At 68.0% G+C, this 24,838-nt stretch carries 15 protein-coding genes and 1 pseudogene; 8 read left to right on the top strand and 8 right to left on the bottom strand.

All coding sequences use genetic code 11. The annotated features are described in order from the left end of the window. Window positions 1–121: 121 nt before the first annotated feature. Window positions 122–664 (top strand): cysteine hydrolase family protein, encoded by a 543-nt coding sequence (locus tag DIE22_RS03640; RefSeq protein ID WP_124604546.1) that lies wholly within the window; start codon window positions 122–124, stop codon window positions 662–664. A gap of 94 nt (window positions 665–758) precedes the next feature. Here DIE22_RS03640 and DIE22_RS03635 read toward each other — a convergent pair whose 3' ends face one another. From DIE22_RS03635 to DIE22_RS03615, 5 genes are all read right to left on the bottom strand, one after another. After that, window positions 759–1,862: a porin gene (locus tag DIE22_RS03635; protein WP_124496374.1), complete on the bottom strand. Its 1,104-nt coding sequence runs from the start codon at window positions 1,860–1,862 to the stop codon at window positions 759–761. A 63-nt stretch (window positions 1,863–1,925) separates the two neighbouring features. Further along, a complete protein-coding gene (locus DIE22_RS03630) occupies window positions 1,926–2,345 on the bottom strand; it encodes a DoxX family protein (protein WP_124496376.1) in 420 nt (139 codons plus the stop codon). A 176-nt stretch (window positions 2,346–2,521) separates the two neighbouring features. Then, a complete protein-coding gene (locus DIE22_RS03625; protein ID WP_124496378.1) occupies window positions 2,522–3,799 on the bottom strand; it encodes a cytochrome c in 1,278 nt (425 codons plus the stop codon). A 2-nt stretch (window positions 3,800–3,801) separates the two neighbouring features. After that, on the bottom strand, window positions 3,802–5,421 hold the full coding sequence (locus DIE22_RS03620; protein ID WP_124496380.1) for a GMC family oxidoreductase: 1,620 nt from the start codon (window positions 5,419–5,421) through the stop codon (window positions 3,802–3,804). Continuing rightward, window positions 5,421–5,927 (bottom strand): sugar dehydrogenase complex small subunit, encoded by a 507-nt coding sequence (locus DIE22_RS03615; protein ID WP_124496382.1) that lies wholly within the window; start codon window positions 5,925–5,927, stop codon window positions 5,421–5,423. The genes DIE22_RS03620 and DIE22_RS03615 overlap by 1 nt, the downstream gene beginning before the upstream one ends. 305 nt (window positions 5,928–6,232) lie before the next feature. Between DIE22_RS03615 and DIE22_RS03605 the strand changes: the two genes are divergently transcribed. The 3 genes from DIE22_RS03605 to DIE22_RS03595 all read left to right on the top strand — a co-directional run bounded on the left by DIE22_RS03605 (window position 6,233) and on the right by DIE22_RS03595 (window position 15,409). Next, window positions 6,233–12,268: an alpha-2-macroglobulin gene (locus DIE22_RS03605; protein WP_124604545.1), complete on the top strand. Its 6,036-nt coding sequence runs from the start codon at window positions 6,233–6,235 to the stop codon at window positions 12,266–12,268. A 7-nt stretch (window positions 12,269–12,275) separates the two neighbouring features. After that, complete coding sequence (gene pbpC / locus DIE22_RS03600; RefSeq protein ID WP_124604544.1) at window positions 12,276–14,513, top strand: penicillin-binding protein 1C; 2,238 nt, start codon at window positions 12,276–12,278, stop codon at window positions 14,511–14,513. A gap of 206 nt (window positions 14,514–14,719) precedes the next feature. After that, window positions 14,720–15,409, top strand: a complete 690-nt coding sequence (locus DIE22_RS03595) for a hypothetical protein (RefSeq protein ID WP_124496388.1) — start codon at window positions 14,720–14,722, stop codon at window positions 15,407–15,409. A 48-nt stretch (window positions 15,410–15,457) separates the two neighbouring features. Here DIE22_RS03595 and DIE22_RS03590 read toward each other — a convergent pair whose 3' ends face one another. Then, window positions 15,458–16,705, bottom strand: a complete 1,248-nt coding sequence (locus DIE22_RS03590; protein WP_124496390.1) for a multidrug effflux MFS transporter — start codon at window positions 16,703–16,705, stop codon at window positions 15,458–15,460. A 142-nt stretch (window positions 16,706–16,847) separates the two neighbouring features. Here DIE22_RS03590 and DIE22_RS39285 point away from each other — a divergent pair. Continuing rightward, window positions 16,848–17,084 (top strand): annotated as a pseudogene (locus DIE22_RS39285) (hypothetical protein); the annotation flags it as partial. 124 nt (window positions 17,085–17,208) lie between these two features. Here DIE22_RS39285 and DIE22_RS03580 read toward each other — a convergent pair. Then, window positions 17,209–18,105, bottom strand: coding sequence for a glutamate/aspartate ABC transporter substrate-binding protein (locus DIE22_RS03580; protein WP_124604542.1), 897 nt, complete (start codon window positions 18,103–18,105; stop codon window positions 17,209–17,211). A 395-nt stretch (window positions 18,106–18,500) separates the two neighbouring features. Between DIE22_RS03580 and DIE22_RS03575 the strand changes: the two genes are divergently transcribed. The 3 genes from DIE22_RS03575 (at window position 18,501) to DIE22_RS03555 (ending at window position 24,443) form a co-directional block, all read left to right on the top strand. Next, complete coding sequence (locus DIE22_RS03575) at window positions 18,501–20,141, top strand: S8 family peptidase (RefSeq protein ID WP_124604541.1); 1,641 nt, start codon at window positions 18,501–18,503, stop codon at window positions 20,139–20,141. A 720-nt stretch (window positions 20,142–20,861) separates the two neighbouring features. Continuing rightward, on the top strand, window positions 20,862–23,633 hold the full coding sequence (mgtA, locus tag DIE22_RS03560; RefSeq protein ID WP_124604540.1) for a magnesium-translocating P-type ATPase: 2,772 nt from the start codon (window positions 20,862–20,864) through the stop codon (window positions 23,631–23,633). Between the two features lie 66 nt (window positions 23,634–23,699). Continuing rightward, entirely contained in the window at window positions 23,700–24,443 is a 744-nt protein-coding gene (locus DIE22_RS03555; RefSeq protein ID WP_124604539.1) for a transporter, read from the top strand. Window positions 24,444–24,515: 72 nt separating this feature from the next. On the opposite strand, the gene DIE22_RS03550 is transcribed toward DIE22_RS03555, so the two are convergent. Continuing rightward, entirely contained in the window at window positions 24,516–24,800 is a 285-nt protein-coding gene (locus tag DIE22_RS03550) for a transcriptional regulator (protein WP_124496404.1), read from the bottom strand. Between the last annotated feature and the right edge of the window lie 38 nt (window positions 24,801–24,838).

Genomic DNA, 24,838 nt, shown 5'->3' with positions numbered 1-24,838 from the left:
CGGCGGGTCCGTGCGGCGAGTGCGCGCAAGATCGTAGCGTCACCGATTCCCACAGGCCCCGCCGGTTCCGGACGGGGTTTCGTTGTTTCTCCGTCCGCATCGGCCCTTCAGGAGAAACGCAATGTCCGAAGCCCCTACCCCGAAACGTGCGCTGCTCGTCATCGACATGCAGGTCGGGCTGTTCCATGGCCCCGATCGTCCGCATGACGGCGAACGCGTGCTGGCCAACGTCAACCAATTGATTCGGTGTGCACACGAAGCCGGTGCGCCCGTGTTCGCCGTGCGTCACACCGGTTCGGCCGGCTCGCCGATCGCGCCCGACGCGCCGCTGGCCGCGCTGCTGCCGGAGCTCGCGATCGATTCAACGCGCGACGTCGTGTTCGACAAGACCCGGCCGAGCTGCTTCGCGGGCACGCGACTGGCCGAATGGCTGCACGCGGCCGGGATCGGCGAGATCGTGATTGCCGGAATGAAGACGCAGTACTGCATCGACACGGCATGCCGCGCGGCCGCCGATCTCGGGTTTCGCGCGGTGCTCGTCGCCGATGCGCACACCTGCATGGACACGCCGGCACTGCCGGCCGAGCGAATCGTCGCGCATCACAACGCGACGCTTGGCGGTCCGTTTGCGACGCTGACGACGACTGAGGTCTGCGTGTTCTGACCGCCAATACATACGGCGCGCGACGCGACTGCCGTCCGTAAACGAAACAAGGCACGGGCCACCCTCACCCGTGCCTTGCGTGCGCGCTTCCCGCTCAGAACGTATGCATCATCCCCACATACGCGCCCGTCTGCGACTCGCCCGTCATCGGGCTCGTGCCCGACGTCGCGTCGCGCGGCGACGCGAGCAGCGAGAAGTTCGAATTCCCGCCATTCCGCACATACGCGACCGTTCCATACAGGAACGTGCGCTTCGACAGGTTGTACGTGGTACCGAGCACGTACATGATCGCGTGCCCCGACGGATCGTGCGACGCATCGGCGCCACCGTCGCCCACCTTCACGTAATACCCGCCGCCCGTCACGGCCCACTGCGGCGTGGCTGTATAGGTCGCGCCGAGCCAGTAGTGATCGGCGCGATCGGCGACACCGGCCGGGCTGTCCGGCGCCTGGTAGTGCGTATACGCGCCCTGGATCTTGAACTTCGACACCTTCACGTTCGCGCCGACGAAATACTCGCGCGATGCGGTGAAGATATTGCTGAACTTGCCGTTGTTGTCGCGCAGCTCGTCGTAGATGCCGCGCACGTCGAGCACCGGCGAGTGATACGAGATCATGATCCCGTCCGAGCGGCCGAAGTCGTCCGCGGCGCCGTAGTTGAAGCCGCGCGACTGGTTGCCGAACGCATACTGCGCCTGCACGTCGAAGCCGCCGATCACCGGGCTGTGATATTCGATGTTGTTGCTGCTCTGCTGCCAGTTGCGGCCGCGCACGAGCGATGCGGACGAAAACGCCTGCTGGACGAACGGATCGAATTCCCACACGCCGTCGCTGTCGATGAACAGGTTGCGGCCGGCCTGCAGCTGGCCCCACGTATCGCTCTTCAGCCCGACGTACGCGCGCCGCGACCACATGCGTCCGCCGCCCGTCGTGCCGTTCATCACCTGGAACGCGGTTTCCAGGTTGAAGACCGTCGACATCCCGCCGCCGAGATCCTCGAAGCCCTTCAGGCCGAACATGCTGGTGCCCCAGTCGCCGCCTTCCGCGCTCCAGCGCGTCGAACTGCCGTTCGGCGTCGCGATGTGGTTCAGGTATTCGATGCCGCCGTCGATACGGCCGTACAGCGTCACGCTGGTCTGTGCGAATGCGGCCGCCGGCGCGGCGGCCGCGATCAGCCATGCGAAGTGTTTGAGTCGCAAAATGATGCCCCCTCGGAGTCTCGACCGTCCGACCCGCGCCCCATGCGCGCGCCGGCGGTCCGTTCACCCGCGATCGATCGAGAAACGCCCGGGGCCGGCCGCGCAGAGCGCGAACAAGCCGCCCGAGATCGCGATGTTCTTGTAGAAATGAATCATGTTGTTGATCTGCTCGCCGCCCGTCATCGTCCAGTAGTGATGGCCGATGATGCCGGTGCCGATCGTATACAGCGCAAGCAGCAGCGCGAGCGGCCGCGTCTGAAAACCGACGAGGATCGCGATGCCGGCGAACAGCTCCATCACGACGGCGATCGCCGCCGAGATGATCGGCGCGGGCGCACCTTCGCTCCCCATGAACGCGATCGTACCGGAGAAGTCGGCGATCTTCTTCCAGCCGAACATCACGAACAGGATCACGAGCAGGATTCGGGACAGCAGCAGCAGCACATCGCGCTGGGACGCGAGAAACGGTTGATTCGGTGTCATGGTGTGATCAACGAAAGCGATGCGCGAACCGCGCGCACCGGATTGCCAACGAACCAGGACGGGCGGCGGCCAGTGCCGCCCGTCCTGCTCTGCAACAACCGGCATCGGGCCCGCCCGATGTGCTGTGCTCCTCCTCTTGTCAGTGTCGCCCTGCTTCGCGTCCTGCCGCGCAGGCGTCAACGCGCCTTCGCGACGTCCTGCTCGGTCACCTTCGCGGCCGGGTTGCCGAACTGCCCCGTCAGGTAGTTCGCGAGCGCGGCGATCTGCGCATCCGACAGCTCGTTGCGGAACGCGGGCATCCCGACGTCCTCGCTGCCGGCCTTGCGCTGCACGCCGTTCAGGATCACCTGCACGAGGTTCGCCGGATTCGACGCGCCGACCGTCGAGTTGTGGAACAGCGACGGGTAATAGCCGTCCGGCGTGCCCTTGCCCTGCATCTGGTGGCACGTCGCGCAATTGCCGAGATACAGCCGCGCCGGATCGATGCCCGACGACGCGAGCGGCACGCCGCGCAGCTTCAGGCCGTCTTCCGCCGGTTTGCCCCACGCCGAACGCGACTGCTTCGCGTCGCCGTTTGCGACTGCCGGCACCGTGCGGATGTACGTCGCGATCGCGCCGATGTCGGCGTCGCTCATCTTCGAGAAGCTGTGCTCGACCGCCTCGGCCATCGGCCCGGCCGCCTGCGCGACGCCCGGCACGCTGCCGGTACGCAGGTACTGGACGAGCTGCTGCTGCGTCCAGCCACCGATCCCCGCGTTCGGGTCGGACGTGATGTTGTAGCCGTCCCAGCCCGCCAGCACCGAGCCCGACAGGAAGCTGCCGCCCGTCTCGTCGAGCGACTTCTCCTGCATCGCGATGCCGCGCGGCGTGTGGCACGTGCTGCAGTGCGCGAGGCCCTGCACCAGGTACGCACCGCGGTTCCACTCGGCGCTCTGCGCCGGCTTCGGCTGGTACGCGCCGTCCTTCAGGAACAGCCAGTTCCAGATCTTCAGCGGCCAGCGCATGCTCAGCAGCGTGGGGATCTCGTTCTTCGGCGGCGTCTGCCTGACCGGCTCGACGCCGTGCATGAAGTACGCGTACAACGCCCGCATGTCGTCGTCGTTGATCTTCGCGTATGACACGTACGGCATCGCCGGGTACAGGTTGTCGCCGTTCTTCGACACGCCGTGACGCACCGCGCGCTCGAAGTCGTCGAACGTCCAGTTGCCGATGCCCGTGTCGGGATCCGGCGTGATGTTGCTCGTGTAGATCTTGCCGAGCATCGGCACCGGCATCCCGAGGCCACCGGCGAACGGCTTGCCGCCCTTCGCGGTGTGGCAGGCCATGCAGTCGCCCGCGACCGCGAGATATTGGCCACGCTTGATCTGCGCGGGGTCGGCCGAGTCGGCCGCGCGCACGAGACCGGGCAGTGCGAGGCAACCGGCGAGGAGGAAGGTGAGAGTAGATTTTCGCACGGTCAGACTTCCTTCTTCAGCGTGTCCGACATCCGCAGCGCCAGCGCCGCGATCGTCAGCGTCACGTTCACCGTACCGACGGTCGGCATCGTCGAGCTGCTCGAGATGAACAGGTTCGGATGGTCGAACGTGCGGCAGTCCTTGTCGACGACCGAGTCGCGTGCATCCGCGCCCATGATCGTCGCGCCCGTGATGTGGTTGTTCGGCGCGAACTCGTCGTTGAACACGACCTCCGTGCCGCCCAGCACCTTCGCGGCGGTCGCATAGACCTCGCGCGTATGCACGGCGCCGCGCTTCACGTAGTCGTCGATCGCGTAGGTGATTTCCGGGCGCGGAATGCCGATCGCGTCGGTGGCCGTCTTGCTCGGCACGATGCGGTTCTCGGGCTGCGGCAGGATTTCGTGGAAGCAGTCGAACTGCACGTAGCGCGCGGAACGATCGCGGATCTGCGCGTCGAGCTCGTCGGACTTCATCAGCTTGCCGGCCTTGAAGATCTTCTGCGTCTCCTGGTTGATGCGCGACATGTTCGACAGGTGGATCTTCTTCGCGGCTTCGGTCGCACGGAACGGGCCATCGCGGAAACCGATCAGCGACGTCATCTCCTGCGGGCCGCGGCCCGGCCACAGCTTGTCGCTCGCGTAGAACGACACGCCGGTGCCCGGGTGGTCCATCAGGTTACGCCCGACCATGTCGGAGCTGTTCGCGACGCCGTTCGGGAAATCGCGGTTCGCGGACATCAGCAGGATCTTCGGCGTCTCGATGCCGTTCGCGGCAATCACGAAGTACTTGCCTTCGACGCGATGGTCGGCGCCCGTCTTGTCCTTGTAGATCGCGGCGACGATGCGCTTGCCCGGACCGGTCTCGAGCTTGTGGACGACCGCGCTGTCGATCAGCTTCGCGCCGGCCTGCTCGGCCTTCTCGACGTGCACGATGCCGTTGTACATCGCGCCGATCGGGCAGATCGGCATGCAGTTGTTGTTCCCGCAACAGGTCGGCCGGCCGTCGTACGGACGGCTGTTGCGCGCAACCGGCTCGGTCACGACGTGGAACTTCGGGTCATGGCCGTTGAGCGCGCGCTTGATCGTCTGCTCGTTGAACGACAACGGCAGCGGCGGCATCGGATACGGCTCCTTGCGCGGCGAGTACAGGTCTTCCTCGGGGCCGGGGCCCCACACGCCGAGCTCTTCCTCCGCGCGCTGGTAGTAATGCTCGAGGTCGTCGTACTGGATCGGCCAGTCGCGGCCGACGCCGTACACCGTCTTCATCTTGAAGTCGTTCGGGATGAAGCGCCACGCCGACGCGGCCCAGTGCCACGTCGTGCCGCCCACCGCACGGATGTACTGCGAGTTGAACTTGTGCTCGCCCTTCAGGATCAGGTAGTCGTTCGGCGGGCCGTATTCCGGATGCGGCGCCCAAGCGCTCGATGGGTACGGCGCCATGAAGTCCGTCTTGTCTGGCTGGTTGCGGAAGCGTTCGACGATTTCCCAGCGCGGCATGCGTGGGCCTGCCTCGAGCAGGATCACCGACTTGCCTGCCATCGCGAGCTGGTGCGCAACGATCGCGCCTGCGACACCGGATCCGACGACCACGACGTCGGCTTTTTGCGTATCGGTATCGGCCATCAGGCTTGCCTCTCGATCGGTTTTTCGGCCCAGAAGCCGGGTTTGTTGGGGCAATACGACGGAATCACGAGCGTATCGGACACGACGCTGAACATTAATGCTTCCTCGTACGTAATCACGACGTTGTCGACGATGCCGAGATACCACGCTTCGAGAATCGACAGCGCGGAGGCCTGCTGATCGGGATTCAATGAACCGGACGCGAGCGCGCCGGCGAGTTGCGACAGACCGTCGGCCGTCTTGAACGAGCCCTTCTGCAACGCCTGCAGGAAGCGTTCGCCGAGCACGCGGCTCAGCCCTTTCTTGCCTGTCAGCGCTTCGGAGAGCGTCATGAACGTATCGAGCGGCGCGGTGCCGGGGTTATCGGCCAGGGCCCGCAACGCCAGCGAGCCCGTGAGGCCCGCCGCCGTCAGCGCCAGTGCGCCCTGCAGCCATTGACGCCGCGTGATGCCTGTTGCGGCTGCGTCGCTTTCGCGACGCGAGTGGGGAGTGTTGTCGTTGTGCATGTTTCCTTCTCTCGAACACCGGATTCGGGAAAACCACGCTTGATATTTCTCAAACTTTCGCGCGGCCCTGAAATGTACGCGCACAATTCGGATTGAACAATGCTTTTATAGTCCATTAATTGTTCCGCAATCCGAGACAACCGACATTTCGCTGCAATTTTGTGTCGTCGACGCGACAATTGCGCACTGGGAAGCAGTGTATGTCGCAAGCCGACGACACGCCGCTTCCCGTCATCCGCTCACCTGCCCGTCGGTTAGAATCCCGTGCAATCAAACAGAAAGCTTCCCTCCGAGGGCATCGAGCGATGGAGCAGCACGACAAACACAACAACACGCATCAATCCAACCACACGACACGGCTGCTCTGGCGCATCGGCGCGGTCGCCGCACTCGGGGGCGCCGCGGCACTCTCGCTGCACGCACTCGCGGCACGCACGGTGAGCGTATCGCCGCAAGGCACCGTCACCGAAGTCCGGCAGAGCGTCGTCAAGTTCGACGAACCGATGGTCGCGTTCGGCTCGGCATCCGCGCCGCCACCCGCGCGCATGACCTGCAACGATTCCACCGCCGCACGCGGCCAGGGCCACTGGCTCGACGACAAGACGTGGGTCTACGATTTCGAGAACGACCTGCCGCCGGGCGTGCGCTGCTCGGTCGCGCTCAACGACACGCTGCGCTCGGTCGCCGGCAATGCGGTCAGCGGCCCGCGCCGCTTCACGTTTCAAACCGGCGGCCCGTTCCCGGTGACGGTGCGCCCCGGCTCGCGCGAGATCGAGGAGCGCCAGGTCTTCGTGCTCAAGCTGAACGGCCCGGCCGAGCCGCGCTCCGCGCTCGCGAACATCTGGTGCGAAGCGGCCGGCATCGGCAACCGTATCCCCGTCACGGCCGCCGACGACGATGCGCGCAACGCGCTGCTCGACCACTTCGGGCTGAAGAAGGACGCCGCGCGCGTGCTGACGCTGTCGTGCGCGCAGGCACTGCCCGCGAGCGCGAAGATGCAGCTCGTTTACGGCAAGGGCGTCGCGAGCCCGAGCGGCATCGCGAACGACACCGAGCGCCGCTTCGACTTCACCGTGCGCGCACCGTTCGCCGCGAGTTTCTCGTGCGAGCGCGAGAACGCGAAGGCGCCCTGCACGCCGCTGCGGCCGCTGACGCTGTCGTTCAATGCGCCGATCTCGCGCAAGAACGCCGAGGCGATCAAGCTGCGCGGCCCTGACGGTTCGCTTTCACCGACCTTCGCGGCCGACGACCACAGCGACGAAGTGACGACCGTCACGTTCAACCCGCCGCTGCCCGCGCAGGCGAACCTGACGATCGAGCTGCCGTCGGGCCTGCGCGACGTGACCGACCGCTCGCTCGCGAACGCCGACCTGTTCCCGCTGGCGACGCGCACCGCGCCGATGCCCCCGCTCGCGAAATTCTCGTCGGGCACCTTCGGGATCGTCGAGCGCTTCGCCGAACCCGATACGCCCGCGCTCGTGCCCGTCACGCTGCGCAACGTCGAGGCCGACCTGCACATCGCGGGCCTCAACACGCGCGGCGCGCAATTCTCGAACCTGAAGGTCGACGACGACACCGCGATCCGTCAATGGATGCGCACCGTCGAGCGCTTCGACAACTGGTCGATGACGGCCGGCACGATCGACGAGCGCATGCCGGGCCTGCTCCGGCGCAAGGGCCAGCACCCCGTCTACGTGCCGCTCGAGGCCGGCGAGAAGATGCCCGCGCCGCAGAACCGCCGCATCGACGTGCGCTCGCTGTCGCTGCTCACCGGCGAACCGGGTGCGCAGGCGCTGACGCTGCCGAAGGCCGATCCGAAGACGCTGCGCCCGTTCGAGGTCGTCGGCGTGCCGATCGACAAGCCCGGCTTCTACGTGCTTGAACTCGCGTCGCCCGCGCTCGGCCGCTCGCTGCTCGCGAAGCCGTCGAGCATGTACGTGCGCACCACCGTGCTCGTCACGAACCTCGGCGTGCACCTGAAACAGGGCCGCGAGAACAACCTCGTGTGGGTCACGACGCTCGACAAGGGCAAGCCGGTGCCGAATGCGCGGATCCGCGTGTCGGATTGCAACGGCGACGAGATCGCGTCCGGCAAGACCGATGCGCAAGGCCTGCTGAAGATCGACGGCCCATTCGAGCCGAAGCACGAATGCAGCCAGTCGGAACGCTTCGACGACTACTTCGTGTCGGCGCGCGTCGACGATCCGAAGACGGGCCCCGACATGGCGTTCGTCAGCTCGAACTGGAACCGCGGGATCGAGTCGTGGCGCTTCAACGTGCCGACCGACACCGACAGCGCGCCGACCGTGCGTGCGCACACCGTGTTCGACCGCACGCTCTTGCGTGCCGGCGAAACCGTGTCGATGAAGCACTTCCTGCGCACCGAGACACTGCAGAGCCTCGCGTTCCCGGCGCAATACCCGACGCGCGTGACGATCCGCCATCTCGGCTCGGACCAGACCTACAAGCTGCCGCTCACGTGGTCGGCCGACCACAGCGCGGACACGCAGTTCACGCTGCCGCCCGCGGCGAAGCTCGGCGAATACAGCGTCTCGCTCGAAGGCGGCCCGGACGATGCGCCGACCGCCAGTTACTACAGCGGCAGCTTCCGCGCCGAGGCGTTCCGCCTGCCGGTGCTCAAAGGGACGATCAGCGCGCGCGACGCGCAGAAGAGCCCGCTCGTCGCGGTCAAGGAAGCACCGCTCGCGGTGCAGATCGACTACGTGTCGGGCGGCGGCGCATCGAACCTGCCCGTGCAGGTGTCGGCGCTGATGAAATGGGCATCGCCCCCGTTCGCGGATCGCTTCGAGGATTTCAGCTTCACGCCCTATCGTCCTGAGCGGAGCGACGGCAACGCCGACGACGATTCGCAGGACGGCGACAACGCATCGGCCGCGAACAACGACCCGGACGCAACCAAGCTGATCGCGGACAAGCTGCCGCTGACGCTCGACCGCAACGGCGCGGGTTCCGTCACGCTCAAGGGCCTGCCCGATGTCGACGCGCCGAAGCGCATCGCGCTCGAGGCGACGTTCGCCGACCCGAACGGCGAGGTGCAGACGATCCGCGGCGACACGATCCTGTGGCCGGCCGCGGTCGTGGCCGGCATCAAGGCAGGCCGCTGGGTGTCGGTCGGCCAGCGCGTGCCGGTGCAGGCGCTCGCGGTCGACCTGCAGGGCAAGGCGCGCGCGTCGGTGCCGATCGAGATCAAGGGCGTCGCGCACGTCACGACGTCGTCGCGCAAGCGGATGGTCGGCGGCTTCTACGCGTACGACAACAAGAGCGACACGCGCGACCTCGGCGTGCTGTGCTCGGGCAAGACCGACGACAAGGGCCGCATGGCCTGCGACGCGACGCTCGAACAGGCCGGCAACGTGCAGTTGATCGCGGTCGCGAAGGACGGCGACGGCCGCACGTCGAACGCGTCGACGTCGGTCTGGGTCACGCGCGAGGATCAACTCTGGTTCGGCGGCGACAACACCGACCGGATCGACGTGATTCCGGAGAAAACGTCCTACGAGCCGGGCGAGACGGCCCGCTTCCAGGTGCGCATGCCGTTCCGCTACGCAACCGCCCTTGTCGCGGTCGAACGCGGCGGCGTGATGGAGACGCACATCGTCGAACTGAACGGCAAGAACCCGACCGTCGACCTGAAGGTCGGCGAATCGTGGGGGCCGAACGTGTACGTGTCGGTGCTCGCGTTGCGCGGCCGGATTCGCGAGGTGCCGTGGTACTCGTTCTTCACGTGGGGCTGGAAGGCGCCGGTCGAATGGGCGCGCGCATTCTGGCGCGAAGGCCGTCACCATGAAGCGCCGACCGCGTTCGTCGACCTGTCGAAGCCCGCGTTCCGCTACGGCCTCGGCGAGATCAAGGTCGGCACGGGCGTGCATCGTCTCGGCGTGACCGTGACGACCGACGCGACGCGCTACACGGTGCGCGGCAAGGCCCAGGCGCACGTGAAGGTCACGCTGCCGAACGGCCAGCCCGCGCCCGCCGGCACGCAGATCGCGGTCGCCGCCGTCGACGAGGCGCTGCTCGAACTGATGCCGAACCACAGCTGGGACCTGCTCGACGCGATGCTGCAGCGCCGTGCATACGGCGTCGAAACGGCCACCGCGCAGATGGAAATCGTCGGCCGCCGCCACTTCGGCCGCAAGGCCGTACCGGCCGGCGGCGGCGGCGGCAGCGCGCCGACGCGCGAGCTGTTCGACACGCTGCTGCTGTGGAATCCGCGCGTGACGCTCGACGCGAACGGCAGCGCGACCGTCGCGGTGCCGCTGAACGACGCGCTCACGCGCTTCCGGATCGTCGCGATCGCGGCGGTCGGCCCCGACCGCTTCGGCACCGGCAGCACGTCGATTCGCAGCACGCAGGACCTGCAACTGATCTCCGGCCTGCCGCCGCTCGTGCGCGAAGGCGATGCGTTCCGCGCACAGGTCACGCTGCGCAACACGACCGACCGCGCGATGCAGGTCGTCGTGACGCCGCGCGTGACGGGCCTCGAGGTCGCGCCGCAGACCGTGTCGCTCGCGGCCAATGCGGCGGCCGAGGTCGCGTGGACGATCACCGTGCCCGAGCAGGCGCTCGACGCGGCCGGCGCGCTGAACTGGCGCATCGAGGCGGCCGAGCAAGGCGGCAAGCGCGCGTCCGATGCGCTGGCCGTCGCGCAGAAGGTCGTGCCCGCGCTGCCGGTGACCGTGCAGCAGGCCACGCTCGCGCAGGTCGACGGCACGCTGACGGTGCCCGTGTCGGCCCCGGCCGGCGCCGTCAGCAACGCGCAGGGCGCGCCGCGCGGCGGCATCGCCGTGTCGCTGCAGTCGAAGCTCGCGGACGGGCTGCCTGGCGTGCGACGCTGGTTCGAGCGCTATCCGTACCGCTGCCTCGAACAGCAGACGTCACGCGCGATCGGCCTGCACGACGCAGCGCAATGGCAGGCGCTGGTTGCGCGCATGCCCGTCTACCTCGACAGCGACGGGCTCGCGAGCTACTTCCCGCCGTCGTCCGACGATGCGCACTACGGCAGCCCGACGCTGTCGTCGTACCTGCTCGTGGTCGCCGACGAGGCCAGCCGCCTCGACCCGCGCTTCGCGCTGCCGGAAGACCTGCGCACGCAGCTCGAGGCCGGGCTCGCGCGCTTCGTCGACGGCCGCATCGAGCGCAACGCGTGGGCGCCGCGCCAGGATCGCGATTTGCGCAAGCTCGCCGCGATCGAGGCGCTGTCGCGTTACGGTGCAGCACAAGGCCGCATGCTCGGTTCGATCGAGATCGCGCCGAACCAGTGGCCGACGTCGGCGGTGATCGACTACCACGCGGTCCTCACGCGCGTGAAGGACATCCCGCAGCGCGACGCGAAGCGCGCGCTGGTCGAGCAGATCCTGCGTGCGCGCCTCACGTACCAGGGCACGCAGCTCGTGTTCTCGACCGCGCGCGACGACGACCTGTGGTGGCTGATGACGAGCAACGAGACCAACGCCGCACGCCTCGCGCTGGAATTCGCGGGCGACCCGGCGTGGAAGGACGAGATGCCGCGCGTGACGGCCGGCCTGCTCGCGCTGCAACGCCAGGGCGCATGGCAGACCACGACCTCGAACGCACTCGGCCAGCTCGCGATCGAGCGCTTCTCGCGCACCTACGAGAGCACGCCGGTCGCCGGCACGACGAAGGTCGCGCTCGGCGGCAACGAGCGCGCGATTGCGTGGTCGCAGGCGCCGGCGCCCGCCGACGCCCCCGCATCGGCCACCGCCGCGACGCGCGCCGCCGCCGCGCGCAGCGTGCTGATGCCGTGGCCGCGTGCGTCGCAGGCGCCGGCCACGCTGTCCGTCACGCAGGACGGCACCGGCCGCCCGTGGGCGACCGTCGAGAGCCTCGCGGCCGTGCCGCTGCGCGCGGCGTTCGCGGCCGGCTACCGGATCACGAAGACCGTCACGCCCGTGTCGCCCGCCGTCAAGGGCGTGCTGACGCGCGGCGACGTCGTGCGCGTGCACCTCGACATCGATGCGCAGAGCGACATGACGTGGGTCGTCGTCAACGATCCGATCCCGGCGGGCGCGACGATTCTCGGCTCGGGCCTTGGCCGCGATTCGGAAGCCGCGACGCAGGACGAAAAGCGGCCCGACGGCGCGTGGCCCGCGTTCATCGAGCGCGACTTCGACGGCTACCGCGCGTATTACGACTATCTGCCGAAGGGCAAATTCTCGGTCGAGTACACGGTGCGGCTCAACAACGTCGGCACGTTCGGGCTGCCGCCGACGCGCGTCGAGGCGCTGTACGCACCGTCCGTGTATGGCCTGTGGCCGAACCCGCCGATGACCGTGAAGCCGGCCGACGCGGGCAAGTCGTGAGCACGCGATGATCGATCGGGTCTTGCCGCGGCCGGCGCGTTTCGCCGGCCGCGTATTCGTCGCCGTCGTACTGGCCGCGCCGCTCGTCGCGCACGCGCTGCCCGGCTACGACGACGTGCGGCGCAACTGGCGCAGTTCCGACTGGGTGCTGCTCGCGCGCGACGGCACACCGCTGCAGCGCACGCGCGTCGACCTCGGCGAACGGCGCGGCGACTGGGTGTCGCTCGCCGACGTGTCACCCGCGTTCCGCGAGGCGATCGTCGTGTCGGAGGACAAGCGCTTCTACGAACACAGCGGCGTCGACTGGCGCGGGATCGCCGGCGCGGCGTGGGGCAACCTGTGGAACGAGCGCACGCGCGGCGCGTCGACCGTGACCATGCAGCTCGCCGGGCTGCTCAGCGATTCGCCGCGCCGCTCGGGCCAGCGCTCGCTGCCGCAGAAGGCCACGCAGGCAATGAACGCGCTGCTGCTCGAACGCGGCTGGCGCAAGGACCAGATCCTCGAGGCCTACCTGAATCTCGTGCCGTTCCGCGGCGAGACGGTCGGGCTCGCCGCACTGTCGCAGGTGCTGTTCGGCAAGGCGCCGTCCGGCCTCGACGCGCGCGAGGCCGCGATCGCTGCGGCGCTGGTGCGCGCGCCCAACGCGGCACCCACGAAGGTCGCCGAGCGAGCGTGCCGGATCCTGCGCGACATGCATGCGGAACAGGCCTGCGCGTCGCTCGACGGCTACGTGCAGCTCGTGATCGCCCGCCCGGCCAACGCCGCGCGCGACGACGGTGCCGCCCTCGCGCCGCACTTCGCGCGCCGCATCGCGGCCGAGGTCAAGCCGGCGGCCGGCGCGCAGGTGCGCACGACGCTCGATGCGCCGCTGCAGCGCTTCGCGCGCGACACGCTGACGCGCGCGCTGACCGAGCTCAACGCGCCCGCGCACCGGCGCAACGTGCAGGACGGCGCGGTCGTCGTGATTGACAACGCGACCGGCGAGATTCGCGCATGGGTCGGTTCGTCGGGTGCGTTGTCCAGCGCGCGCGACGTCGACGCCGTGCTCGCGCCGCGCCAGGCCGGCTCGACGCTCAAGCCGTTCCTCTACGCGCAGGCGATCGACGAGAAGCGGCTGACCGCCGCGTCGCTGCTCGACGACGCGCCGATCAACCTCGCGGCCGGCGGCGGTCTCTACATTCCGCAGAACTACGACAAGGACTTCAAGGGCTGGGTGAGCGTGCGCAGCGCGCTCGGCGGCTCGCTGAACGTGCCGGCCGTGCGCACGCTCGTGCTCGTCACGCCGCACCGCTTCGCGCGCACGCTGACCGCGCTCGGGCTGCCGCTCGCGCAGGAAGGCGACTACTACGGCTTCAGCCTCGCACTCGGCAGCGCGGACGTCACGCTGCTGTCGCTGACCAATGCGTATCGCGCGCTCGCGAACGGCGGCGTCGCGCGCAAGGTCGTCGACCTGCCTGCGTCGGTGACTGCTTCCGGCGCGTCGACACCCGGGCGGGCGGACCACGGCACGCGCGTATTCAGCGCAGCGGCCAGCTTCGTCGTCACCGACATCCTCTCCGACAACAACGCGCGCGTGCGCACGTTCGGCTTCGACAACCCGCTCGCGACGCGCTTCTTTTCGGCGGTCAAGACCGGCACGAGCAAGGACATGCGCGACAACTGGACCGTCGGCTTCACGTCGCGCTATACGGTCGGCGTGTGGGTCGGCAATGCGGACGGCTCGCCGATGTGGGACGTGTCGGGGGTGACGGGTGCGTCGCCGGTATGGTCGGCCGTCGTCGGCTACCTGCACCGCGACCTGCCGAGCCGTGCGCCGCAGCCGCCGGCCGGCGTCGAAACGCGTCGCATCGCGTTCGAGCGCGACGTCGAACCGTCGCGCAACGAGTGGTTCGTCGCGGGCACGGCGCTCGACACGATCCGGCTCGCGGCGCCCGTCACGCCGGGCAAGGACGGCGCGCGCGCGCCGCTGACGATCGGCGCGCCGACCGACGGCACGATCTTCGCGATCGATCCGGACATTCCGCCGAAGAATCAGCGGATCTGGTTCGAGCGCTCGTCCGGACATGCCGCGCGGTTCGCGTGGCGGCTCGACGACAAGGTGATCGGCCATGCCGACCGCATCGCGTGGATGCCGTGGCCGGGCCGGCACCGGCTGGAACTCGTCGATGCGCGCGGCAACGTCGCGGATGCGATCGGCTTCGAGGTGCGCGGCGCGTTCGCGAAGACGGCAGCGCGCAAGCCGTGAGTGGCCGGGCCAGACGCTTACTGGCCGGCTGCGTTGGCGTTCGGCTTCTGCTCCGACCGGCAGTGCCTCCCCCGGGCACAAGCGGGCACAAGCGGGCACAAACGGGCCAAACGGGCAAGCAGCGCGCCGATTCGGGACATAAAATATGAGCGGCGCCGCACCTCCTGCGCCCACCGGTTGCCCCACTATCTCAAAGGCCCGCGACCATGAACCCTTGCCATCCGCGCTTCCTCCGCCCCGCGCTGGGCGCCGCCTGCGTCACCGCCGTCGCGGCACTTGCGGGCTGCAACGGCGAAGCCTGCTTCGGCGTCGACGTCTGCTTCAACGACAACACGCAAACCGTCGCGCTGTCCGGCACGGCCGCCACCGGCACCGCACTCGCGAGCGCATCGGTGACGGTGAGTTGCGCGCAAGGCTCGGCGACGACACTGACCGACGGCGGCGGCAACTACCGCGTGACGGTCAACGCCGTGCTGCCGTGCGTGATCACCGTTGCGTCGGGCGGCACGAGCCTGCATTCGCTCGCCTATGCGGGCGGCACCTTCAACACGACGCCCGAGACCGATCTGATGCTCGTCTATCTCGCCGCGCAGCTCGGCACCAACACGGCCGGGTTGATCGGCAATTTTCAGGGGAATGCGCACTTCCAGAGGGTGATGGGCAGCCCGGGTACGGTGCAGGCCGCGCAATCGGCGGTGGTGACGAATCTGCAGCAGCGCTATTCGGTCACACTGTCGACACCGGCCTTCCTGACGACGCCGTTCGTGGTCGGGCAACCGGGCGTCGACAGCGATCTCGACGCGCTGGCCAAGGCCGGCGCGATCGATTCGAACGGAATGCCGGACCCGGCCGCGGTTGCGCTGCTGGCGCAGGCAGGCGCGGCGCAGCCACTGTGAGCGGCCGGCGTGCCGTTGCGGCACGCACTCTCATGCAGCCTGCTCGGCTTACGCCGCCTCCCCGCTTCCGCAAGCAACGCTCGCGGCCTGCTGCTGCGTCAGGTAGCGCAGCAGCTTCGTCACCATCCACACGACGATGAACGACAATGCGACGAAGAACACCGCGAGCGGCGTCAGCACCTGCACCGACACGAAGCCGGCGAGGCCCATCATCGCGGATGACACGAGCAGCAGCGCGCACCCGAGGATCGCGCTCGTCAGCCCGGCGATATGCGGAAACAGCGAATTGCCCTTGGCCATCAGCGTCGGATACATCGCGCCCGCGCAGAAGCCCATCACGAGCACCGGCGTCGCGAGCGTCCATACGCGCAGGCCGACGGTCAGCGCCAGCACGAGCATCACGACCGCCGCGGCCGCCATCACGCGCGCGCCGATGCGCAAGCGCTGCTCGGCGCTCGGCAGCCCGCGCCCGTGCATCCGGTTCGACAGCCCGCCGAGGAAATACATCAGCCCGATCCCGAGCGCGAGATAACCGAAGAAGGTCGGTGGCTTGTGCAGCGTGGTCTGCACCATGAACGGTCCGACAATATTGAACACCAGCAGGATGCTGTAGCACAGCCCCTGTGCGAGGAAGCAGCTCTGGAACACCGGGCTCGCGAGCACCTTGCCCGCGTTCGCCATCAGCGTGCGCGGCTCGAGACGGACCGGTTTCGGCAAGGTTTCCCGGTAGTGCCACAACAGCGCCCACATCACCAGCGAATACACCAGCAGGAACACGAGGCACGCGCGCCAGCCGAACCATTCCTGCAGGTGCGCGCCGATCACCGGCGCGATGATCGGCGCGAGCCCCCATGCGATCGACATGTAGGTGAACGCATGCATCAGCGCCTGGCCCGAGAACGAGTCGGTGATGATCGCCTTCGCGAGCAGGTTGGTGGTCGCGATCCCGAAGCCCTGCAGGCAGCGCGCCAGCACGAACGTCTCCAGGTTCGGCGCGCCGAGCGACAGCAGGCACCCGATCGTGTAGATGACGAGCCCGAACGCGAGCACGCGCTTGCGTCCGTACGCATCCGCGACCGGGCCGAAGATCAGCTGGCCGAGCGCATAGGCGGCCATGTAGCCGGACACGCTCGACTGGATCGCCTGCGGCGTGGTCGCGAACGAACGCGCCATGTCGGGCAGCGCGGGCACGTAGATGTCGATCGCGAGCTGGCCGGCGGAGGCGAACAGGCAGATCAGGAACAACAGGAAGCGCGGCGAGTTCGATTCGCGCGCGGGAGTGAGCGAGGCGTTCATGACAACCGGGAAGGATTCGGACGGCGGCGACACGCGCCAGCTTGTTCGAATGACGAACAACGGTGCGTGGCGAAGCGCATATTGTGCCTGTTGTTGCGCGGCGCGACAGGAATCCCATGGCGCGGGCGAGGTTGAATGCCGATTGCGGCACATTCCGAACCGCGCCGGGTGCCCGTTTACGTTCCTCGCCAAGCCGCCCCGAGCACCCGGCACAGCTCCGTCCAACGGGCAGGCGGTGCCCGTGGAGGCCGAGACGCGCGTCGTCCGGACGTCCGTCGGCGCGATGCAGGTCGGCACGGGGAGCTGGCACAGCCCCCATGGCGGCGCGAGCGTCGAGAGGCAGGCTTCGTCGTCGGGCGGCATGCCGCCGGCGGCCGCGCGCGGGCCGGAAATCAAGGGCTGATGCCCGGCTCCGTCGCGCGAGCGACCGGGCCGGAAACCGAAACCGCCGGCATGTGCCGGCGGTTCCTTATTTGCGATGCAATCCCGCTTCGAAGCTTCGATCAGTACTGCGCCTGATCCGTCGGATTCCTGAACAGCTGCTTCATCTCCGGCGACAGCGGATAGTTGAGGCTCACGCCCTTCGGCGGAATCGGCTGCATGAACCACTGGTCGTAGAGCTTCTCGGCCGCGCCCGAGGTCTGCATCTTCGCGATCACGCCATCGACCACGTGCTTGAACGCCGGATCGTCCTTGCGCATCATGCACGCGTAGTTTTCATGCACGAGCGGCGTGCCCGCCACCGTGTACGCGCCCGGGTTGCGGTCCTTCGCGATCTCGCCGTACAGCAGCGGCTCGTCCATCACGAACGCGACCGCGCGCCCCGTCGTGACGTTCATGAACGCTTCGGCGTGGTCCTTCGCGCTGATGATCGTCATGTTCATCCCCTTCTCCTCGTTGAGCTTGCGCAGCAGGCGCTCGTCCGACGTGCCGGCCGTCGTCGCGACCGTCTTGCCGGCCAGGTCCGGGAAGTCCTTCACGCCCGACTCCTTGCGCGTGCTGAAGCGGATCCCGTAGAGGAAGATGCTGTTCGAGAACGCGGCCTGCTTCTGCCGCTCCAGCGTGTTGGTCGTCGACCCGCACTCGAAGTCGATCGTGCCGTTCTGCAACAGCGGAATCCGGTTCTGCGACGTGATCGGGATTTCCTTCACCGTCAGGTTCGGCGCCTTCAGCTCCGTCTTGAGCGCGTCGATGATGCGCGCCGCGATGTCGCGCGAGTAACCGATGTTCTTCTGCTGGTTGTCCGAATACGAGAACGGCACCGACGATTCGCGGATACCCAGCGACACGATGCCCGTGTCCTTGATCTTCTTCAGCGTGCCGGTGAGGGCCTGCGCGTGCGCGGTGCCCGCCAGCGCGCAGGTCAGCGCGACGGCCAGCCAACGGAAGCGGCGATCCATGCTCTTCTCCTGACGAAACGTTGATCGAATCGCGATCGTACGCCCGACAAAATTTGCACCGTATCAGGGAAAGCGTCAGGCGCCCGCCGCGAGCGGTCGCTTTCCGTGGTGCGCAAGAAGCGTATTGCGCCCGACCGGTCGTCCGCGGTCTCGTCCCCGCGCGTTCGGTCATCCGTTCCAAACGCACGTTCGCGCTGCGGCGCAGCACCGCAATCGTTTGCGTCCCGCCCTTCTTTCGTACAAAACATATTCAAGAAGCCGCCAAAGCAGCCGTTACCCAATGCATGTCGCGTCGCGGAAACCCCGCACGCGCCAGAGAAAAAACGAGGTCCGGTTTGAGCCGGACCGGGCACCACCGCCGGCACGACGGTTATCTCCGAGGATCGACTTTCAACATGAAAGCCAAACGCTTCAATTTCGCGCTGGCCCATTCCGCCCATGCGCGCATGCTCGCCGGCATGCTGTCCGCCGCGGCCCTGCTCCCGATCGCCGGCTGCGGAGGCGGCGGCGGCGACGGCAGCAACCCGTCGCCGACCAACTCGGCACCGGCCCCGGCGCCGGCCCCGACGACTCCGCCCCCCGCCTCCGGCAGCAACGCGTGCACGTCCCAGCAGGCCGCCGTGCAGATGGCCGCCCAGACGACCACGCCGGCCGAGCCGCCGGTCGATCATCTGATCGTCAAGCTGAAGACGCTGACGGCCACGCGTGCGATGGCCGCCCTCGACACCGGCACGCGGCTCGACGCGGTGATCCAGCGCTCGATGACGCGCTGGACGGCGCCGACGACAGCCAGCGCCGCACGTGCGTATGCGGCCGTGACGACGTCGCAGGCATCGCTGAACGTGCTGGTCGAGCGGACCCTGTCGGACGGCACGGCCGTGCTGTCGATCGGCCAGCGCATCGAATCGGCCGACGCGGCAGCGCTCGCGCAGGCATTCGCGGCCGACGGCGACGTCGACTACGCGGAACCGGATCACCCGATGCGGATCCGCGACACGCCGAGCGACCCCGCCTACAGCCAGCAGTGGTATCTGTCCGATGCGAGCGTCGGCATCAATACGCCGCCGGCCTGGACGCGGACCAAGGGTTCGCCGACCGTCGTCACGGCCGTGCTCGACACCGGCTATCGGCCGCACCCCGACCTCGTCGGCAACCTGCTGCCCGGCTACAGCTTCATCTCGAACGTCAACACCAGCAACAACGGCCAGACGCGCGGCACCGATGCGGCCGATCCGGGCGACTGGGTCACGCAGCAGGAACTCGACGATTCCAGCGGCCCGTACCATCACTGCGCGAGCGAACCGAGCAGCAGCAGCTGGCACGGCACGCGCGTGATGGGCGTGATCGGCGCGACGGCCAACAATGGTATGGGCGTCGCCGGCGTGGCGTGGCTCGGCCGGATCCTGCCGGTGCGCGTGCTCGGCAAGTGCGGCGGCACGACGAGCGACATCGCCGACGCGATGCGCTGGGCGGCCGGCATTCCGGTCGCCGGCGTGCCGACGAACCCGAATCCCGCGAAGGTCATCAACCTGAGCCTGGGCGGCGTCGGCGCGTGCAGCGCGACCTTCCAGCAGGCGATCGACGACGTGAACGCAAAGGGCGTGACCGTGGTCGTCGCGGCCGGCAACGACGGCCTGTCGACCGCGCTCGACCAGCCCGCGAACTGCCGCGGCGTGATCACCGTCGGCGCGACCGACGCGACCGGTCGCCGCGCATCGTTCAGCAACTTCGGCTCCGACGTCGCGCTGAGCGCACCGGGCGTCAACATCCTGTCGACGGCCAACAGCGGCACGACGACGCCGGGCACGGACACGTACGGCACGGCGAGCGGCACGAGCCTCGCCACGCCGCAGGTGACGGGCATCGTCGGGCTGATGCTGTCGGTGAACGGCAATCTCACGCCCGCGCAGATCCAGCAGAAGCTGCAGGGCGGCGCGCGTGCGGCGATGCTGCCGGCCAGCACGTCGTGCACCGCACTGCCGGCCGGCTCCGGCATCGCCGATGCAGGTGCGGCCGTCACGGCGGCCCCGCAATAACCGGCGCGCTGCCTCGACGCAACCGCGCGCACGCCTGCACGGCATGCGCGCGGTTTTTGTCATCCGTGGAGCCGGCATCCCCGCGCTAACGTTCTGCAAGAATTGCCTGAAAAAAAGGGCGGAAAAAAGGGTTGACGCTTCGCACGACGACCCATTACCATCGCCCCCGTCTGATTACATGGAGTGTTCTGTGAACACCGATGCGAGTTGTAGTTGGTCCTCGACCAACTTGACTGCTGCCTGAGGAAACCGCGCAGAGCCTCGTCTTCTGCCGCATCCCGGGAAGCAGGATGCGGCGCCCTTCCGGCCTGACCGGCCAGAATCCCCCGCCGAATTTTTCGATATCGCCGAATGCCCGCGCCGCGCAACGGTACGCTGCCGCGCGCGTGCGTTCGTGCTGCGCGCAGCGCGAGCTGCGCGCGTGTTCCGTTCGCGTGCCATCCGGCCGCGCACCTTCGTGCGTGCGCGGTTGCCGATCGCCCGTGCCCGCTACCCGCAACCGACAGGAGTGCAGATGAACCCAGACGACAGTAGTCGATTACCGCTCGCCGGTGCGACGCTGCGCATCGCCCCTCCGACCGCACTGCGCGCGCCGGCGAGCGTTCCCCTCTTCACCGATCCACAGCCGATCGCGCCTGACGCGACGCGGCGGAGAGCGCTCGTGCGTCGATAACGTCACCGTCGCTCCCCGCCCGCCGCCTCGTGCGCAAGGAGCGACACATGACACAACGCAATACCTCGCAAAAGAAACAGCGCGGCTTCATCAACGCCGGCCCCGGACAGCAGAACGAGCCGCCCATCATGCGCGCCGCGCAGGAAGCAGCCCGCCCGCTCGAAGAAACCTTCAAGTCGCTGCGCACCGGCACGCGCGGCCTCACCTACGACCAGGCCGCCGATCGTCTGCAGCACAACGGTCCGAACGAAATCGCGCACGACAAGCCGCCGCACTGGACGCGACAGCTGCTGCACGCGTTCCACAATCCGTTCGTCTACGTGCTGCTGGTGCTGGCCGCGATCAGCTTCTGCACCGACGTCTACTTCGCGGCGCCCGACGATCGCGACTACGTCGGCATGACGATCCTGCTGACGATGGTCACGATCAGCGCGCTGCTGCGCTTCGTGCAGGAATTCCGTTCGCTGCGTGCGGCCGAGAAGCTCAAGGCGATGGTTCGCACGACGGCGACCGTGCAGCGCGCGGTGACCGACACGTCCGAGCCGGCGCGCCGCGAGGTGCCGATGCGCGAAGTGGTGGTCGGCGACATCGTGCACCTGTCGGCCGGCGACATGATCCCCGCCGACGTGCGCCTGCTCGCGTCGCGCGACCTGTTCATCAGCCAGGCCGTGCTGACCGGCGAAGCGCTGCCGGTCGAGAAGTACGACACGCTCGGCGCGGTCGCCGGCAAGTCGGCTGACACGGGCATGGCGGGGAAAACCGGCGCGGCGAACGGCGCATCGACGTCGCTGCTCGATCTCGAGAACGTGTGCTTCATGGGCACCAACGTGGTCAGCGGCACCGCGACGGCCGTCGTCGTCGCGACCGGCGAGGACACCTACTTCGGTTCGCTCGCGCGCAACGTCGTGAGCCACAAGCGCATCGAGACGAGCTTCGATCGCGGCGTCGCGAGCGTGAGCTGGCTGCTGATCAAGTTCATGTTCGTGATGGTGCCGATCGTGTTCATGATCAACGGCCTGACCAAGGGCGACTGGCTCAGCGCGCTCACGTTCGCGCTCGCGGTGGCCGTCGGCCTCACGCCCGAGATGCTGCCGATGATCGTCAGCGCGAACCTCGCGCGCGGCGCGATCGCGATGGCGCGCCGCAAGGTCGTCGTGAAGCGGCTGAACTCCGTGCAGAACTTCGGCGCGATGGACGTGCTGTGCACCGACAAGACCGGCACGCTCACGCAGGACAAGATCATCCTCGAACACCATCTCGACCTGTCCGGCCACAAGAACGAGGACATCCTGCGGCTCGGCTGGCTGAACAGCTTTCATCAGAGCGGCCAGAAGAACCTGATCGATATCGCCGTCGTCGCGCGCGCCGACGAGATCGGCGACCGTGTGAAGCCGCAGGGCTACAAGAAGATCGACGAACTGCCGTTCGATTTCGTGCGTCGCCGCCTGTCGGTCGTCGTCGAGGACACGCACGGCACGCACCTGCTGATCTGCAAGGGCGCGGTCGAGGAAATGCTCGCGGTGTCGACCCACGTGCAGGACGAGGACGGCGTGCACCCGCTCGACTTCGTCGCGCGCAAGCGGCTGCTCGAACAGGCAAACGCGTACAACGAGGACGGCTTCCGCGTGCTGGTGCTCGCGACGCGCATGATCCCGCGCGGCGACGAACGCGAACAGTACCGCACCGCCGACGAGCGCGACCTCGTCGTGCGCGGCTTCCTGACCTTCCTCGATCCGCCGAAGGAGTCGGCCGCGCCGGCGCTCGCCGCGCTGCGCGAGAATGGCGTGGCGGTGAAGGTGCTGACGGGCGACAACCCGACCGTCACGATGAAGGTCTGCCGCCAGGTCGGCCTCGAACCGGGCAAGCCGATGCTCGGCGCCGAAATCGAGGCGCTCGACGACGCGACGCTCGCGCAGGTCGTCGAACGCACGACGGTGTTCGCGAAGCTCACGCCGCTGCAGAAAGCGCGCATCGTGAAGGCGCTGCAGGCGAACGGCCACACGGTCGGCTTCCTCGGCGACGGCATCAACGACGCCCCCGCGCTGCGCGACGCCGACGTCGGCATTTCGGTCGACAGCGGCGCCGACATCGCGAAGGAAACCGCCGACATCATCCTGCTCGAAAAGAGCCTGATGGTGCTCGAGGAAGGCGTGATCAAGGGCCGCGAGACGTTCGGCAACATCCTGAAGTACCTGAACATGACCGCCAGCTCGAACTTCGGCAACGTGTTCTCGGTGCTCGTCGCCAGCGCGTTCCTGCCGTGGGAGCCGATGCTCGCGACCCAGCTGCTCGTGCTGAACCTGATCTACGACACGTCGCAGATGCTGCTGCCGTGGGACCGGATGGATCCCGAGTTCCTGAAGAAGCCGCGCAAGTGGGAAGCCGGCAACATCAGCCGCTTCATGCTGTGGGTCGGGCCGACCTCGTCGGTGTTCGACATCACGACTTACGTGCTGATGTGGACCGTGTTCGGCGCGGGTGCGATGTATCACCTGCACGGCGGCTCGGGCGGCCAGATCGTGATGAACTCGGGCTGGTTCATCGAGAGCCTCGTGTCGCAGACGCTCGTCGTGCACCTGCTGCGCACGCAGAAGATCCCGTTCCTGCAGAGCACGGCCGCGCTGCCGGTGCTGCTGTCGACGTTCACCGCGATCGCGATCGGCTGCTGGCTGCCGTTCTCGCCGTTCGCCGATTCGCTCGGCTTCATGCACCTGCCGGGCACCTACTGGCTGTGGCTCGCGGCGACGATGGTCGGCTACATCCTGCTCGCGCAGATCGTCAAGACGATCTATGTGCGTCGCTACAAGCAGTGGTTCTGATTGCTTCCGAACGGTGGCGGCCGGCCCGCGCGGGCAGGCCGCCCACGACGCATCATGGGTGACTTCATGAAAAGAATGCTTCCGCTCGCGGCCGCGAGCGCCCTCCTCGCGCCGCTGGATGCGTACGCAGCCCATCCGCTCGTCAGCGACGACACGGGTACGCAGGGCAATGCGAACTGGCAGGTCGAGTTCAACGGCGAGGAAACCTCGAAACAGGACGAAAACGGCCGCCATCAGTTGTGGAACGCGACGCTCACGCGCGGGTTCGGCGAACACGTCGATCTCTACGTGAACGCGCCTTATACGCATCTGCAAACGCGGACCGACGACAACGGCGCGGGCATCGGCGATGTCGAGATCGGCATGAAATGGCGCTTCGTCGAACGCGGGCCGCTGTCGCTCGCGCTGAAACCGAAGGTGACGCTGCCGACCGGCAACGACGATCACGGGCTCGGCACGGGCCGCGTCGGCACCGGCGCGACGCTGCTCGCGCAAGCCGACGTCGCGCGCTTCTCGCTGCTCGCGAATGCGGGCCTCGCCTACCAGCCGAACCGCCAGGGCGACCTGCGTTCGGTCTGGGCCGTGTCGGCCGCAGCGCTCTACAAGGCGACCGACAAGGTACAGCTCGTGGCCGACATCGGCATGTCGCGCAACACCGAAAGCACGGCCGGCGCGAATCCGGCGTTCGTGATCGCGGGCGCGATCTACTCGCCGAAGCGCTGGCTCGATCTCGACATCGGCTACCGGCGCGGGCTGAACGACCAGACCTACCGTCACTCCGTCATGGGCGGGGTGACGGCGCGATGGTGATGCCGTGATGATGCGGCCGACGCCGCATGTCGAACCGCCTTGCGACGGGTCGCCTTCGGGCGGCCCGTTGTTTCATCGGGCGTCGCGCGCGCCGAACAGTTGCGCGCACACGGCGCGTCCCTCTTCGGTCAATGCGGCGCTGCCGGTGCCGTCTTCGTTCAGCGTCGTCGCGCTCAGGCCGGCGGCGTCGAGCTGGGTCAGCACGCGGCGCAGCGTGCTCATCGGCAATTGCGTGCGCTTCGCGATCTTCGGCAGCGACCATGCCTTGCCGGACGGATCGGTCGCGGCTTCGTGCAGCGTCGCGAGCGTCGCAACGAGCGCGGGATCGAGCGGAGAGTCGTCGGGTTCGGAAGTCATCGTTTCGGGTTCGTGAGCCAGCGCCGGGCCGGGATTCG

The organism is Burkholderia sp. Bp9142, from assembly GCF_003853415.1.
Lineage (GTDB): Bacteria > Pseudomonadota > Gammaproteobacteria > Burkholderiales > Burkholderiaceae > Burkholderia.
This window is presented reverse-complemented; position numbering and strand designations above follow the sequence as displayed.